Raw genomic sequence first — 14,759 nt, 5'->3', positions numbered from 1 at the left:
GTTTCTGTTAATTAACAAATTCTAAAACAATTGCAGTGATGTTGTCAGAGCCACCATTCTCTAAAGCTTGTACCATCAGTTGGTCACCAATTTCTTTCGGTGAGAGTGACTTACTGATGATTTGAGCGATGCGTTCATCATCTACCTCTTCAGTCAATCCATCAGAACAAATCAGAAATTTATCTCCTGGGTTGATGTTGCCATGATCTAAAGATATTTTAATCTCACTGTTGTCAGTCACGCCTAATGCTTGGGTTACAACATTGCGGTGCGGGTGAGACCGTGCTTGAGAGGCAGTAATCAGTTCTTGGTCGACCAGTTCTTGGACATAAGAATGGTCCGAACTGATGGGCTGCAGTTGGTTATTGGTGAATTTGTATACCCGAGAATCACCTACCCACGCGCACTCAAATTCATCGTTATTTACTTTCAAAATAGCAATGGTGGTTCCCATGGGTAAGTCACCCGGCTTTTCTAATGAGCTGTTGATGATTTCTTGGTTGGCATCTAATATGGCTTGCCTGATAGGGGTATCATTTTTGATAGAGCTCAGGATATTGTCTCTGGCTAAAGCACTGGCAATTTCGCCATGATCGTGTCCACCCATGCCATCGGCAACCAAAAACAAACCATGCTCAAGGTCTATGCCATATGTGTCCTCATTGTGGTCTCGTTTGATTCCAGAGTGAGAAGTATGTCCTAAAATAATATTCATAGATGGTTTTGAGTTTCAATAGAGGCTTTTTGCAGTGATCATTAATCCTTTTTCATCAGCAGCCAAAAAATGAGCTGAGCATTTCAGTATAAATTGTTGATTATTATAACATTGAGTGTTCACTACATAATTGTAGCATTTTGTGAATTCTACTTCACTGTTTAATATTCTGTGACCTGAATCACAGAATTCCGTTGGTGGTGTATTCCGATTTCTGTTCTTTATTGATTTTCCAGTTCATCAGTTGTTGGTAAGTCATGATGTTGTTGACGTAAATAACCGCTGTGGCGCCATCGGCATTACCGTAGCGCAACTCATGGGCTATGCTTGGGTTGTTGAGTTTGGGTAAAAATGATTCTACTTCGAACCAATTATCTGGATCCATACCAGCTCTTTGTGTCAATATCCTGGCATCTTCTAAATGTCCAAACCCTACGTTGTATGCAGCCAGAGCGAAAAATGTTCTGTGCGGTTCGGCTATCCGCTCAGGCATTTTCCTTTTCATGTGTCTGAAGTATTTAACCCCTCCGGCTAGGCTTTGTCTGGGGTCAGTACGGTCCTCAATATTCATATCCTTGGCAGCTGAGGCAGTCAACATCATGAGTCCTTTGACCCCTGTGAAAGATTCTGCATCAATCTCCCAATGAGACTCTTGGTAACTGATGGCAGCTAACAAAGCACGGTCAAACTGATATTTATCAGCCACTTCATAAACCAAGTCTTCTATTTCAGGCCAAGTGGTTTGTAATTTATCAAAAAAAGTAACGGTATTGGCTGAATCTATATCAGGCAAGTGCAGCAGAATTTCATCTTTCAGTTGTTGCAACAAACCAGATGTTTTGGCTTTTTCTATGAATTGATCTAAATTAAGCTTTAATTCTGAGCTGCGATATTTTCTCATTAACATGGCCGTATCTTTTGGCTCTGAGAGTTGAATGGTTTGATAAATTCCGGGTATAAAGTATTGATAAATATTGATTATTTCAGAGTCTCCGAAAGTGTAGTCAATGTCTTTACTGTTGACTTTTCTGATCAGCTCGAACAAGGATATGTCGTTTGATGTGACCAAATCAACTGGCTTGAAACCGTCCAGCTCATCCAATAATTCTGCATAAGAACTGTTGGCGATCAGCATACCTGACTTGTCCTCGAACTCTCTGATATCTTGAGCATTCCTGTGATTGAAGTGTGTTACCAGGTCGATGGCTGTTTCGCTGATTGGGTCAGTGAATTGGTATTTTTCTGCCCGTTGTTTGGTGATCGTTAAATGGCCACCAGCCACATCAATGGCTCCAGTATCTAGGGCGTCGAACATGTCACCATTGTTATTAAAAAGTATGGGTTTAACGATTAGGTTATTTTCATCTGCAAATGCTTTTAATAGTTGGTATTCGTAACCAATGATAGTCTCGCCTGACTTAAAATAAGACAACAATGAGGTGCGTGTTCCATACAGTATTTCGCCACGCTTTTGAATTAAATCCCAGGTGCTGCGCATGACCCAAGGGCTGATGATGGAAAAAGTCAGCAACAGGGCAAACACCCACAGAAAAACCTTTTTGTGTTGAATGAAAAAATTAAATTTGCTGGTATTGTTAGCTGCCAAGGTGAATTTTTTGTTTCGGTTTTATCAATTTATTCTCGCACTATGATTCTGTAAACAGTGTACCTTATAATATAAATCATTTTTAAGAAAAAGTGCTTGTATATGAGTTTGAGTGGATTTTTATTGCGGTGGCTATTTGCCTTGGTTTTGGTGTTTGCCACATTTAACCCTTCTGGTTATTCTTTGTTTCATTGGGTCTGGCCTTTTACAGATGAACAGCTGCCTCTGAAGATACTGGTCATCATTCTGTTTTTTGCCAGTTATTTGTTTTATGTCAGCGCCACCGTAAAATCGCTGGGGGTGCTAGGCATTATCATTTTATTTGCTTTATGTGGCACTTTGATTTGGTTATTTGTCGATCAAGGGTGGTTGGACTTAAGCAACTCTGGCATACTCTCTTGGATAATGATATTTATAATTTCAACTGTATTGGGTATTGGTATTTCTTGGTCTCATTTCAAGAAACGCATCACCGGTCAGTTTGATACAGATGACGTGGAGACAAATTAATGAGTTTAGTGAGCACACCAATGTCAGTGGGTGAACTGTTGGATAAAATTACTATTTTAGAGATTAAATCTGTCAAAATCAGTGATATTGACAAGTTAAAGAACATTAACTATGAGCTACAATTATTGAATGAAACCTGGTTAAAAACTGGCTTGAAATCTGGTAAAACTGACGAATTGAAACAGCAGTTAAAAGACGTCAATCTTAAGTTATGGAAAATTGAAGATGACATCAGGATATATGAGAAAAATAATAATTTTGGCGATGAATTTGTTGCACTGGCACGCAGTGTTTATTACCAAAATGACGACCGTGCGGCCATTAAAAAAGCCATCAACCTAGCAACTGGCTCAGATTTGGTGGAAGAAAAATCATATGAATCTTATGATTAATGGATTTTAGCTTGTTCACCGAGTCACACAATGAACCCAATAAATAATAAAAATACTCGAAGGGATGGTAAAGAGCTCATTGTTATGAGTTTGAGCATGACCTACGCCATATGTGTGGGCCTTTTTGCTGTGATTAGGTTTGCCAATGATGAATGGATTGTGGGTGTTTTTGATAGTATATTGGCGTTGTTTGGTTTGTATGTTTTTTTCTTGGTATACAAAACACGAAACGCTGATTTGCCTGCTTATGCCATTGCTATTATCTCAATTATAGGTACCATTGCCACCATTATCCTCAAAGGAACCACTCAAGTCTATTGGGCTTATCCATCAGTGGCGCTGGTATTTTATTTATTACCACCCAAACATGGTATTTTGATGTGGAGTATTTCCGCTGTAATCATATTATTTTTGATACGTGATTTACCATTGATACAACTCATCAGTATCAGTATGACCTTGTTCATTACCAGTTTTTTTTGTTACTTCTTTGCTGCAAAAATGGAACAACAGCATATCAGACTGCGAAAAATTGCCAACGAAGATGTGCTCACAGGCACCCTCAATAGGCGCGCGTTTAATCAAGCCACCGAAGCCCTTAAAGGCAGTGATAAACCGCAGTCAGGTATTTTGTTTGATTTAGATAATTTCAAGCAGGTTAATGACTATTTTGGCCACGCCACGGGCGATCAAGTTTTAGAGAAATCGGTTGAGTTTGTAGCTGCCATGCTTAAAAAGGAAGACCAATTCTTTCGCATAGGAGGTGATGAGTTTGCCATACTCTGCAAAGACCGTGATTTTGATTATGCCTATAAACTGGCCTTGGAAGTACATCAAGCATTCAGTCGCAGTGAGATCAAGCAGCAACACCATTTGACTTTATCCATGTCAGTGGCGCAAAAAGAACCCGATGAAGATATCATAGAGTGGTTGAATCGATTGGACAGTGCCATGTACCATGCCAAAAAATCTGGTCGCAACCAAATCATCAAAGCCATCAGGCATTGATTTTGCATCACTTAGATGTTTAATGAAGAAAAGTGATTCATCAGGGTATTCTCAAGTTTTGAGAAATATTTGTCCTACATTGATGATTAATTATATTTAACTCTGGCTATGGCTGATCATTCAATCAATCTATATTTCAGTCACGAAGTTGAGCAGTTGGCGAGCCAATTGGTTGATAACGTGCTGCGAGAAATCAGGCATACTGCTGATCCATTGGTGCCCAGTTATGTGATTGTGCCCAACGCCAACATGCAGCGTTATTTGCAGTTATTCATGGCTGAAAAACAAGGTATTTCTGCCAATTTAGAGTTCCCCTTTTTGGAAAAAGGTCTGAGCCAGTATTTGAATTTATTTGAAGCACGAGCAGAAGTTCCAATGTGGTCACAAACAGAATTGACCATAAAAATTTACGCCTTCTTATCAACACCAGAACTGATGGCCGATGTGGCCATTAAACCCATCAATAAGTACCTTATTGATCAAGTTAACCCTGCATTATTGAGTCGAAAAAAATGGCAACTGGCGCAGCGCTTGGCGGTGTTGTTCGTCAGTTATGAACTGCAGCGACCTGAGATGGTGATGCAATGGCTTTCTGATAGGTCACAATTTTATCGCAGTGATGATCAGCATTTAAAAGACATTGAAGCTGCTGAGCGTCACATTTATAGGCACATCATGCAAGCAACAAACCAAGAGGGCGGTCAAAGCTTATTCAGACGATTCCAATTGATTGACTGGCAAAGTACGGGAAAAATAAATCAAGCGATGCATTTATTTACCCCAACCAGATTGTCGGCATTCCATCGACATGTGTTGGCTCATATGGCGCAGTTTTTACCCGTCAACTTATACCAATTGAATGTGTGTTGTGAATATTGGGAAGATTTAACCACAGAACAAGAGGATGCTTGGCGAAAACGCATCAATAAGCAAACCATTCATGTGCGAGATGCAGCTGGTCTGTCTTTAGATGCTGATGCAATTGATGGCCAAGAAGTTTATTTTGAACTCGATGATGAGGCCACCGAAAATCCTTTACTCAAAGCTTGGGCCAAACCTGGCAGGGAGTCACTGCGTTTATTCAGTCAATTAGAAGATGATGCCATACATTTAAATGTGGCTTTTCAGCCAGATTGGTTATTCAGTCAAACACCCAGAAATCAAAAAGCCCTGCACCTGATACAAGATTCTATCCTCAACCGCAGCCAACAAAAATGCCAACTCACAACGCAGGAACAGCTGAGTACCTTACAGCTGGCGGTGGCCCCATCGATTCATCGTGAAGTACAAGCTGTCTATAACAGCGTTTTATCCAATTTATCAACGGATGGCAACTTGCAGTTGACTGACATTGCGATTTTGGTCCCTGATATGGACAAATACCGCAGCGTGATAGAGCAAGTTTTTGCGGAGCAAGACCGCCAACATCCTTTTAATTTACGCTATTCATTGATTGATTCATCGGTAAAAACAGAAAGCTTATATGCACAAGCTGTGATGGGTTTGTTTGAGGTGTTGGAACATGATTTTATGCGTGCTGTGGTTTTAAAATGGTTGGCAAATGATTGTGTCAAAGCAGCGCTTGAACTGACAGATGAAGCCTTGGCTGAGTGGCTGAATTGGCTCAGCGGTTTGGGTATCTACAGCCATTTTGATCAATTGTATGAGACACCTGATGCTGAATTATCAAGGCGTTTTACATGGCAACAAGGACTCAAGCGGCTGCGACAATCATTGGTCAGTGATGAGGTCATGTCATTGACTCAAGACACCAACCTGATAGGACGACTGTCTTGGTTGATCGAAAGTATGCATCAATGGCACCTCAAACTTCAACAACCCAAAATCGCCAGTGAGTGGCAGCAGCTGGTGGCGCAAATCATAGATGAATTCATTACAGTACCTGAAGGTCACTACAAAGAGGAACAAGTCAGACTGGCATTAGATGCGTCCATGGACAAACTGGTTGAAAACGCGGGTCATGTCGCAATGACTCTGACCGATATCAGGTATTTTCTTGAACAAGAGTTCATTCACTTGTCAGCCAGCAAAGGCAATTACCTCAGTGGTGGTTTGGTTTGTGCCTCACTGCAACCCATGCGGCCGATTCCGTTCAAAGTGACTTATATTTTGGGCCTTGATGAGCGCTCATTCCCCGGGGAATTATTGCAAGAGACATTGGACTTGACCCAACGTTCAAGGCGAATAGGGGACATCAATAAAATAGAAAATATGAATTATCTGTTTCTGGAGACACTGATGTGTACTCGGCAGAAACTTTACTTGAGCTACGTTGGACAAGATTTGATCAAGGATGAGACCATTTTGCCTTCATCCACTTGGCAACAATTACACCAATATACATCGACCATGTTGGATGAGGATTCGTTGGGAATCTCATCCTTCCCTGTGACTCGAATACCACTTGACAGTGCTGATTTGAAACAACCTGATAATGATGTATTTCAGTCTGATTGGTTGTATAACTTTGCCCCAGCAGACTATCAAAAATTGCAGGCAAGGTTAACTCATTTGAGTACCGAATCTGATTCGTCAAACAGCCACAAACCTTTGATCAGCGGTCAAAACATTGATGTAATAACTGAAAAGAAAACAGCACAAGCCGTTCAAGTGAATGCATTGGCTAAATTTCTTGAAAACCCAGTGTTGAGTTTCCTTGATCAAGCAGGTGGCTCAAGCCAGCTGATTGATGATGAACTGAACATTGAGCACGAACCTTTTGCCCTGGATGGTTTATCACGATACCAATTATTCGATGCGGCTGTGGCAGACTACCTTGAGGCCTTGAATCAACAGCCAATCAGTTTAACTCAAGCCATTGATGCCCAATACCAAGCGCTTTCCAGGCAGTCACAATTACCCATTCAATTGTTTGCTGAGTTGGATAAATTGTATGCATTAGAAGCGGATAAAACTTTCACTGACTTACAAACCGAACTGAAGACATTGAAACCCTTACCAGGTCCAGTGGTTTTTGGTGAAGGCATCAACCAACTGACCCCAGCACATCGTCTGGCGGCCACAACATTACAAGCTGATGATCAGTTATTCAGTCTCAATGGCTGTTGGGAAGGTTTGTATACTACTGACGGTGTGATCAGTCACCAAGTGGTGGTCAGCTCAAGTAAAGCATCCGGCTGGTCAAAGGTATTGATCAAGCCCTTTGTGTATTGGTGCATGGCGCAATTAGATAAGCAAATACAAGTTGCTGAGTTATTTCAGTTGCGTGTTATTTTTCGCGACAAAGTACAAAAAGTAGTTTTGAAACCATGGTCAACGGGTGAAATCAGTTTCAGCAGCCAAAGCACAATCAGATCATATTTAAGTGATTTATTGCAGGACTTCAGTCAGCCAAGCCCGGTTAATTTGCCTTTCGATGCGATAGCAGGATTGAAAGTTACTACAAAGGATAGAGAACAGTTGATTCCCTATTTGGGCCCAAAAAGCACAGCCAAAACGGTTCATGCGTTTGCTTATGCTTCGGCCGAACTTAATAGTCATGAAAAGACAAAAGTTCAAAAGAGTTACGAGGAAAAAGTAGCAACTTGGATTGAGAACCACAGTTATTATGAGATGTTAAAAGCCCTTGAGCTGATAACAGACACTGATGCTTTGGGTACATACCGGCGTCGGTTGTTGCCTTTGCATGTGATGAAAGAGGCTGTCTTGTGATGAAAGTCATCACCAACCCTGCTGATGTCGATTTGGCACGCCATGCCGTGATAGAGGCTTCTGCAGGTACCGGTAAAACCTACACCATCACCCATTTGGTACTGCGGCTGATAACAGAACAGCGCATACCCATCACGCAAATACTGTTGGTTACATTCACCGACAAAGCCACCAGCGAACTGAAGGAGCGGATCCATAAAGGTATCAATGATCAATTGACCCGTGCCGAGACATCAGACACTGATCGGCTGTTGTTAGCACAATCCCTGCGAGATTTACACTTGGCCAGCATCCACACCATCCATGGCTTTTGTCAGCGGGTATTAAAGGAATATGCCTTTGAGCAGGGCTCGGTGCTGGATAAAACACTGGTTGATGACAACAGCATTTACCTCAAACAGTTGCAGGCGTTGAAAAGAACCTGGCCAGCGATTGATGGCATCGAAGACAAGCTGAAAAAAACCGGTAAATCGATGCAGCAACTGGATGAACTGTTGATTGAGTTGGCCAAGCAAAGCAAAGCAGGTGATTTGATATATCCAGATTCACCGGCTGAAGCATTGTTAGCGGCCCAGAAGGCTTTGAGTGAATACGAGCAGCCAGACGTAGTTGAAATGAAACAAATATTTCATGCAATGGATGGCTTCTCCACAACAGTAAAAAATAATCGCTGGAAGAAATATGTGGCTGTAATTGAGACACTGGAGCCTCATCTTGTCGACTCATCTTTGCTGAGTTCAATAAACAATGATTTAGAGAAACTGAGTAAAAATTTTAGTGGTGTTTTCTCAGATGTAGAGTTAAAAAAACTGATCAATGCAAACCAAGATGATGACATCAGCTTGTTTTTGAAGTCTCATGATCAAATCAAAAACTTATTGAGTACATACCGATTGGCTCACCAAGCAGATAAATACCAATTCATTATTGAAATGGTTGAGACGCTCAGAGAGCAAGTCAAACAACACAAAGTCAGTCAGGGACAAATCAGTTACGATGACATGATCACTGATTTAGCAGCGGCACTAACAACTGAAAAAAGCAGTGATGACCCACCTCTGACACAGCGTTTGCGGGCCAAGTACCAAGTGGCTCTGATTGATGAATTTCAAGATACCGATGCCCAACAATGGTCCATCTTCCAATGGTTATTCACCGCCAACAGCGAGGCCCATCGTTTGGTCTTGATTGGTGATCCCAAACAATCCATTTATGGCTTTCGTGGTGCCAATATTCATACTTACGAATCAGCCAAAGACTACCTCTTGGATAAAACACGCGTTGGTCTCGGCTATCGTTTAGCCACTAACTTTCGTTCACTGCCTGATTTAACCGAACAATTAAACCAGTTTTTTACCTACCAAAGCAATGACCATCCATTGTGGTATGCCGACAAAGAAGTCAAGGTGGCAGCGCCAACTTTGGCCCAGCGCCGAGAAATTGGCGGTCCATTGCTGCTCGAGGACACAAGTGGTTTGGCCGCAATGAACTCAATAACAGTATCTGGTTCGGGCTTATTGGTCAATGGTTTTAAGCAAAAAATGGCCGTGCAAATTGCTCGGTTGATTCAACAAAAACTATTGGGGAAAGTGCGCTTTCAACGCAAAGGCACTGAAAAGGTGCTGGATGCCGGGGATGTTTGTGTACTGGTGCGGAATAAGAATGATGCCAAGCCCATAGAACAGGCACTTGATCAGTTGAAAATTCCTCATTCATTTTACAAAAAAACGGACTTGTATCAATCAGAAGCAGCCATCCAAATTCAATTGGTTTTAACTGCATTGGCCTTTCCCAACATGAAAAGGCACATGAATAATGCTTGGTTGGGTCTGTTTTTTGGGTTGACTGCGGCTCAACTCAAGCAGCTCAAACAACAACAGGGTGTGATAAATGACGATGATGCCTTGTCGCAGGCTTTGGCTTGGTGGTTAAAACTGAAAAGTTTATCGGCGCAGCAGGATTGGATCGGGGTATTTACCACCTTGTTTGAAGAGACTGGGACAGCAGAACGATTGTATGCCAAAGGTCAATGGCGGATGCTGGCTAATCTACAGCAGCTCAAGCAGGATCTAGTCAAAGCATCACTGGAACAAAAACTGGAGGCCCACGGCCTGCTGCACCATTTATTGTCTTCACGCTCCAGCCAACTGATCAGCAAGGAGGATTGGCAACAAAAAGACACCGAATTACCTTCGGTACAGATCATGACCATTCACAGTTCGAAGGGCTTGGAATATCCTGTGGTATTTTTGTTTGGTGGTTATTCAGCCCCGGGTAAGAATCATCCATTTTGTAAATACCATGACCCAGCCATTCCTGCACAGGTGTTTGATTTGGCCGATAGCAATGCCCCGTTATTTCAGGAAGAGTCTGAGGCTGAGAATAAACGCTTGTACTATGTCGCCATGACCAGGGCAGTGTTTAAATTATTTGTGCCCGTTTATGAAGCTGAAACTTACCAAGCCCGTAACAAGCCTTATGTGTTCTATCAAGCTGAGGTGGTGGATCGTTTGTTAACAAGTGGATTTGCAACATTGGCTTCAGAATTAACCGATGTCAGTCATTCAGGGTTTTTTAATGCCACACCACAAAAACAATTGTCAGTGCCACCGATACCTCAATTGCCGGCAGCAGTCACTGACAGAAGTCGAATCATTCATTCGTTTTCATCATTACAAAGGCATCACCCAGAAGGCAGCACCCAATTCGGTGAAATCAATCAAGTGGACCCTGTACAAGCCGATGATGTGAACAGCGAGTTATCGACTTTGATACAAAATAATCCTTCAATTCCAGGCGGTGCGCAAACAGGAAATGTTTTACATGGTATTTTTGAAAACATAGATTTCAGCTTGGTAATGAAGCATGAAAGCCTAAATGAATTTAAAGAAGATCAATCAGTTAGAGAAATTATTGAAAGTCAAATGAAAGCTTTTTTGATGACCGATGGTGAGCTGCTCGATGAAGACGGAAAGGCACGCTCCAGCTACAGTGAGGAATTTGCCAGTTGGGTTTACCATACCTTGAATTTACCAATAGAGGCCTTGGGCGGTCAGCGCCTGTGTGAGATTGGAACAGGTGATCGCAGGCACGAAATGTCATTTTTTTGGTCGCAGGGTGGTCATGTTCTCACTGGTTTCATCGATCTTTTGTTCAGAGTGAGTCGGCCAGAGGGTGATGAGTACTTTATTTTGGATTGGAAAAGTAATTTCAGCCCAGGCGGCTACACCCCTGATGTGTTGGCTACAGAAGTGATGCAAGCGCATAATTACCACGATCAGTATCGGTGGTATGCATTGGCCATCAAAGCGTGGTTCAATAGCTTGCAACTCAAAAATGCCAAGTTAAGCGGGGCTTTGTATTTATTTTCTCGTGGCATTGACAGCCACAGCAGTGATCAAAATGGTGTGTTTTATCAAGACCTAAGCACCGATGCATTTAATTTGGAGCACCTAGAACAACAATTAATGAGTGAAATCAAAGCCACTTCTCAATCCACAATGTCAGCCCAAAAAGGTCAGTCATGAAACCTGTGATTACTGCCAATTATTTACAAAAATGTTTCAATGCTTTTGATTTTGATTGGTTGTGGTTACAAGAAAACTTACAACTGGACTTGGCACACATTCAATTCCTGCGTGATTTTCAAATGGGTTGGTCAGACACAGACCAGCGCTTGTTGTTGGCGCTGTTGTTCTTGGTTGATGCAGTCAACCAAGGTTCATTGTGTTTGTTGTTGAATGATAAAAAACTCAAAGCCTGCAGCAAGCGCAATGGCATATCAGATGTTGAATCACATCTTAAAAGTTTGAATCTCAATCAATACCAGCTGCATGCTAAAGACATTTTGGTGGTTGAAGATGATCGCTTGTATTTTCAAAAACACCACCACCAACAAACCCTTTTGCAACGAGATTTATCGGCTTTGATCACCCACAGTGAAGTAAAAGTCTTTGCCCGTACTGCCATCAAACAAGCAGTTGATAGGGTGGTGGGTGGCTTGTCCTATCAACTTGAAAGTCAACAAATCCAAGCCTTGCTGACGGCGGTTTTACAACCATTCAGCATCATTTCAGGTGGGCCAGGTACTGGTAAAACCACCATACTGTTGAGTTTGTTGAATGTGATGAATCTTTTGGGTGTTGCGCCTGATAAAATTGCCTTGGCTGCACCCACCGGCCGGGCCGCCAATCGCATGACCGAATCAATTGAAAATGGGCTCAATCAAACCAGTGATTCAGCGCTACAAAATGTGACTGCATTATCAGCCACCACAATTCACCGTTTATTGGGCTCAAATCCACAACTCAAACGTCCGCGCTTTCATGCCAATAATCACTTGGCTTTTGATTTGGTAGTGGTAGACGAAGTTTCAATGGTCGATTTGGAGCTGATGAATCAATTGATACAAGCCATTGGTCCCAGTACGAGGTTGGTATTTCTCGGTGACCAATTTCAATTACCTTCTGTGCAAAGTGGTGCCTTGCTGGCAGACCTGATGCCGCCGATTGATTATGGCGGCTTGCATACGGCTGAGTTTTTGGCTGTGTTAGCTGAACTTTGGCCAAGCACTGGACTGTCAATGGTCTCACAGCCCATTGCCAATGATGTACAGTTGTTAACAGATAAAGTCACAGTTTTAGCTGTTTCTAAAAGGTTTGAGCCACACATTGCCGCCCTCAGCGAACAGGTGAGAATGGGTGATGCAGCGTCATTTATAAATACAGTTCATACCTTGAAACACAACAATTTAGATGTTGCGACAAAAACCAATCACAGCATGGGTGTTTATTGGTATGGCATGGCGATGGATCACCAGCGCTGGTTAAAACTATGTCGGGACTGGTATGTGAAGTATTATTTGAGTCACTCATCTGAACATGCTAACTTTGTTGATGCTGTCAAAGCTTTGAGGTATCAGTCGCTGTCGCATCAACAGCAACAAAAACGCTTGCCGATGGTTTTTACAGCCATTAAATCTCAGCGCATTTTGACCTTAACCCATGCCGGGATGACTGGCACAGAACAAATCAACGCTTTGATTGCTGGGTGGTTGAAGCGTGATTTAAACATTGAAACTTTCGGTGCGTGTTTCCATGGTGCTGTGATCATGATCAAACGCAATGATGCCACTTTGGGCTTGTTCAATGGTGATGTGGGTTTGGTTATTGAAGTAGCAGCCAATCAGTTTCAAGTATATTTTGAGGGTGCTGAAGGATATCAGGCTTACTCCATTCACTTGATTCCTGATCACGTTTTGGCATTTGCCATGACGGTGCATAAAAGCCAAGGTTCTGAATTTGAGCATGTCTTGATTCCACTGACTGAACAATTGGATAATCCCTTGTTGAGCCGTGAAATCATATATACCGGCATGACCAGAGCAAAAAAATCAGTGATTTTTTATGGCAGCGAGGCAGCCCTGAAAAAGGCCATTCAGCAAAAGACTGTGAGAAACAGTGGTTTGACTTTTTGGTACAATGTGTCACACTAACTATGGAGAATTTGAATGCAAAAAGTCAGAGGTGTGGGTGGTCTGTTTTTTAAATGTCAAGACCCTGAAAAACTGGCTTCATGGTACAAAGAGTTCCTAGGGTTCAATTTGGAAGGGCCCAATTATGGCATGTTTAATCCGCATGAAGCGCAAGAGCACGACCGCACTGTTTGGAGCACATTCGATGAGGACAGTGACTATTTTGCCCCATCAGACCAACCCTTCATGTTTAATTTCATTGTTGATGATGTGACTGCCATGATGGACCAAGTGCTTAAAGGTGGTGCCACCCAAGTCAGTGAAATAGTTAACGAATCATACGGCGATTTTGGCTGGTTTTTGGACCCAATGGGTTTTAAAGTCGAACTGTGGTCACCTAAATCATTCACAGAGGAATAAAAATGAAATCCATCCAAGACATACGCATTCGCTTCATCGGTGCAGGCAATATGGCTGCCAGTTTGATCGGAGGCTTAATCAACAAAGGCTTAACAGCCAGTCAGATCACGGCCAGTGACCCAGGTGAGAATCAACGCCAATACATCGAAAAACAATTCCAGGTTTTGACTTACGGTGATAACAACAGCCATTTTGGTATGCCTGATATTGTGTTGATAGCGGTCAAGCCACAAATCATGAAAACGGTGTTAGCCGACGTCAAAGACACCATTCAAAGAACCCAACCGCTGGTTATTTCAGTGGCAGCTGGCATCACCACCGAACAAATTACTCAATGGTTAGGGGCTGAATTACCGGTGGTCAGAACCATGCCCAATACACCGGCTTTGATCGGTCAAGGCGCCATTGGTATGTATGCCAATGCGGCAGTGGGCACCGAGCAAAAACAGCTGACCGAACAAGTCATGGATGCAGTGGGTACCTCAATCTGGGTCAAAGATGAATACAAGATTGATGCAGTCACAGCACTTTCAGGCAGTGGCCCGGCTTATTTCTTCATGTTTATGGAATACTTACAACAAGCCGCTGAGAAACTGGGTTTGAGTGCAGAAGATGCCGCTTTACTGACCAAAAAAACCGCCATTGGTGCAGCCTTGTTGGCAGAACGCAGCCCTGAAAGCCTGACCCAATTAAAAGACCGAGTGACATCACCCAATGGTACCACCGCAGCCGCATTGGACAGTTTCGCTGCTTCTAAGATTGACCAAACCATAGAACAAGCTGTCCATGCTGCCAACGAGCGCTCGGTTACTTTGTCTAAAGAATTTGACTGAGCTGGTTTATCATTAAAAAACACATCGCTCTATCCCTTCATGTGAGTGTGTAGAGCGGTGTGTGTGGTGTTTCAGTCAGCAACTGAATTCCAGTCAATTGACTAAAAAA

10 protein-coding genes are annotated in these 14,759 nt (G+C 42.5%); 8 read left to right on the top strand and 2 right to left on the bottom strand.

The features are described from left to right. Positions 1 to 7 precede the first annotated feature (7 nt). Together QNI24_RS07665 and mltF are read right to left on the bottom strand one after the other, a co-directional pair. Positions 8 to 715, bottom strand: coding sequence for a PP2C family protein-serine/threonine phosphatase (locus tag QNI24_RS07665; protein WP_267175972.1), 708 nt, complete (start codon positions 713 to 715; stop codon positions 8 to 10). Between the two features lie 181 nt (positions 716 to 896). Next, positions 897 to 2,246, bottom strand: a complete 1,350-nt coding sequence (gene mltF, locus QNI24_RS07660) for a membrane-bound lytic murein transglycosylase MltF (protein ID WP_283708598.1) — start codon at positions 2,244 to 2,246, stop codon at positions 897 to 899. A 177-nt stretch (positions 2,247 to 2,423) separates the two neighbouring features. Here mltF and QNI24_RS07655 point away from each other — a divergent pair, with 177 nt between their 5' ends. The 8 genes from QNI24_RS07655 (at position 2,424) to proC (ending at position 14,650) form a co-directional block, all read left to right on the top strand. Further along, positions 2,424 to 2,831 (top strand): DUF6524 family protein, encoded by a 408-nt coding sequence (locus QNI24_RS07655; RefSeq protein ID WP_267175970.1) that lies wholly within the window; start codon positions 2,424 to 2,426, stop codon positions 2,829 to 2,831. Beyond that, entirely contained in the window at positions 2,831 to 3,223 is a 393-nt protein-coding gene (locus tag QNI24_RS07650; RefSeq protein WP_267175969.1) for a DUF6165 family protein, read from the top strand. The genes QNI24_RS07655 and QNI24_RS07650 overlap by 1 nt, the downstream gene beginning before the upstream one ends. 96 nt (positions 3,224 to 3,319) lie before the next feature. Then, entirely contained in the window at positions 3,320 to 4,231 is a 912-nt protein-coding gene (locus tag QNI24_RS07645) for a GGDEF domain-containing protein (protein ID WP_267175968.1), read from the top strand. Positions 4,232 to 4,339: 108 nt separating this feature from the next. Then, positions 4,340 to 7,924 (top strand): exodeoxyribonuclease V subunit gamma, encoded by a 3,585-nt coding sequence (locus tag QNI24_RS07640; protein WP_267175967.1) that lies wholly within the window; start codon positions 4,340 to 4,342, stop codon positions 7,922 to 7,924. Next, positions 7,924 to 11,451, top strand: a complete 3,528-nt coding sequence (locus QNI24_RS07635; RefSeq protein WP_267175966.1) for a UvrD-helicase domain-containing protein — start codon at positions 7,924 to 7,926, stop codon at positions 11,449 to 11,451. Before QNI24_RS07640 ends, QNI24_RS07635 begins: the two co-directional genes overlap by 1 nt. Next, positions 11,448 to 13,418 (top strand): exodeoxyribonuclease V subunit alpha, encoded by a 1,971-nt coding sequence (gene recD / locus QNI24_RS07630; RefSeq protein WP_267175965.1) that lies wholly within the window; start codon positions 11,448 to 11,450, stop codon positions 13,416 to 13,418. The genes QNI24_RS07635 and recD overlap by 4 nt, the downstream gene beginning before the upstream one ends. A 15-nt stretch (positions 13,419 to 13,433) precedes the next feature. Beyond that, entirely contained in the window at positions 13,434 to 13,817 is a 384-nt protein-coding gene (locus tag QNI24_RS07625; protein ID WP_267175964.1) for a VOC family protein, read from the top strand. Between the two features lie 2 nt (positions 13,818 to 13,819). Then, positions 13,820 to 14,650 (top strand): pyrroline-5-carboxylate reductase, encoded by an 831-nt coding sequence (gene proC, locus QNI24_RS07620; protein WP_267175963.1) that lies wholly within the window; start codon positions 13,820 to 13,822, stop codon positions 14,648 to 14,650. Positions 14,651 to 14,759 lie beyond the last annotated feature (109 nt).

This window comes from Marinicella marina, from assembly GCF_030065545.1.
GTDB lineage: Bacteria > Pseudomonadota > Gammaproteobacteria > Xanthomonadales > Marinicellaceae > Marinicella > Marinicella marina.
The sequence above is the reverse complement of the archived record's forward strand: the minus strand, read 5'-3'. Positions and strand labels throughout refer to the sequence as shown.